We start from the raw sequence: 1,709 nt of genomic DNA, 5'->3' as shown, positions 1-1,709 counted from the left end.
TTGGGCCTGGTGCTGGCCATGATCGCCTCGGGGTGGGTGAGCTACCGCAGTCGGCAGAACAAGGAAAAGGGCGTGCCGGGCGACGTGCTGGCTGAACTCAGCGCCGTGCTGGCCCAGGTGGCGGCGCAGGGCCCGGCCGTGCCGGCCAGTCCGGCCCCGGCGGTCCCTGCCGACCCGGACGCCCTGCGGCCTATCACGCCCGACGAGGTGCAGCGCACCCGAGTGGACTGGCCCGCCCCGGCCTGGACGGACGACGCGCCGCTTGATCCGGGGCCCCGGTGAAGGCGGGCCCCCTGGTGGCGGCCCTGCGCCGCCGGCTGCGGTGGCCCTGGGGACGGCGTGGGGCCCTGCCCGGGCACACCGTCTCCCCCGTGCGCCTGGGGGGGTGGCGCTGCGACGATCAGATGGACCTGGTGCACCTGCCCATGCCCACGCACCCACAGCCCTACCCGATCACCACGGTGATGGCACCGGGGCTGTTCGCCGCCCTGAAGGCGCTGCGGCCCAGCTTGTATCAGTCCTACCCCGAGCAGGAGGGCACCCTGCACCGGGACGAGGCTGGAGCGCCGCACACCCTGCACCTGCTGGGACAGGACTGGCCCGTGACGTTCGTGGAGACCAGTGTGGCCCTGGAGGTGGAGCTGAACCTGCCCGAGCCCGTGTTCCTGAAGGCTGTGGACGAGGCGCTGGACGCCCTGGAGGGGCGGCGTGTCAATTGACCGGCCCGCACCCCTGCCGATGACGCCCGGCTTGCCCTACGCCGAGGGGGCCGTGCCAGGCACCATCCAGACCTGCGGGGCCGCGCACGTCTACCTGTGCCCCTGCGGGTGCGGGCAGGTGTACCACGCCGGGCACCGCGTGGTCTCAGGCAGCGTGGAGACGGGCGACCTGACCCTGCAGCCCAGCCTGTGGCACAACGGCGAGGGGCAGTGCGGCTGGCACGGCTGGCTGCAGGGTGGCCAGTTCGTCGGGTGCTGACTATCGGACAACATGCGCCGTCGCCGCAGGCCCTGACTCAGCCTGGTCCGCGATGCTCCAGCTGCGACGGTTGAAGCGGAGGGGCCAGGGCGCAAGCAAACACGGCCAACTTACGACAGAGCCCCCTGTACCACGTGACCGCGTGGTACAGGGGGCTTTTTTGTTGTCGTGAGCAGTCAGGCAAAATCAGCCGTTTTGGGCTGCGCGGTGGGTGGGACAGTGTTAGCGTGTCGTATGGCGATGGGACCGGGGCGCGGGCGAAATTGGGAAAGCAACATTCTGACCCTCTCCCGTGGGGGCGGTTAAACGGTGCGCTACGCCTGGTACAACGGTGAACGCGTGGAAGCCATATCAGGCAAGATTGGCCGTTGTGAATGCTGTGACGCTGACGTGCAGGGCTGCTACGGGGCGATCCGGCGGTATTGGCGGCACCTGAATGTCGAGGATTGCGATACATGGTCTGAAAATGAAGGTCCCTGGCACCGCGAGTGGAAGGCACGGTTTACCGCCTCTCAATCTCAGGATGAGGTCACCATCCGGAAGCCTGGAGACGCCGTAGGCCACCGTGCTGACATTCAGACCCGTCACAAGGTCGTGATCGAGCTCCAACATTCGTACCTCGCTGCGAACGCCGTACAGGCACGTGAAAGGTTCTACGGCGAGCTGGCGAACGGCATGATGTGGTTGTTTGATCTCACTGAAAAATCCGACAACTTTGAGTTGAAGGACAA

4 protein-coding genes are annotated in these 1,709 nt (G+C 67.2%); all 4 read left to right on the top strand.

The genetic code is table 11. From position 1 onward, the window contains the following. On the top strand, positions 1–282 hold a 282-nt coding region (locus K7W41_RS23225; protein WP_224612911.1), incomplete at its 5' end, for a hypothetical protein. Continuing rightward, positions 279–719 (top strand): hypothetical protein, encoded by a 441-nt coding sequence (locus K7W41_RS23220; protein ID WP_224612909.1) that lies wholly within the window; start codon positions 279–281, stop codon positions 717–719. The genes K7W41_RS23225 and K7W41_RS23220, both read left to right, overlap by 4 nt. After that, positions 709–978 (top strand): DUF6527 family protein, encoded by a 270-nt coding sequence (locus K7W41_RS23215; RefSeq protein ID WP_224612908.1) that lies wholly within the window; start codon positions 709–711, stop codon positions 976–978. The genes K7W41_RS23220 and K7W41_RS23215 overlap by 11 nt, the downstream gene beginning before the upstream one ends. Positions 979–1,287: 309 nt before the next feature. Continuing rightward, a partial coding sequence (locus K7W41_RS23210) for a competence protein CoiA family protein (protein ID WP_224612907.1) occupies positions 1,288–1,709 on the top strand: 422 nt, incomplete at its 3' end.

This window comes from Deinococcus multiflagellatus, assembly GCF_020166415.1.
In the GTDB taxonomy this organism is placed as follows: domain Bacteria; phylum Deinococcota; class Deinococci; order Deinococcales; family Deinococcaceae; genus Deinococcus; species Deinococcus multiflagellatus.
This window is presented reverse-complemented; position numbering and strand designations above follow the sequence as displayed.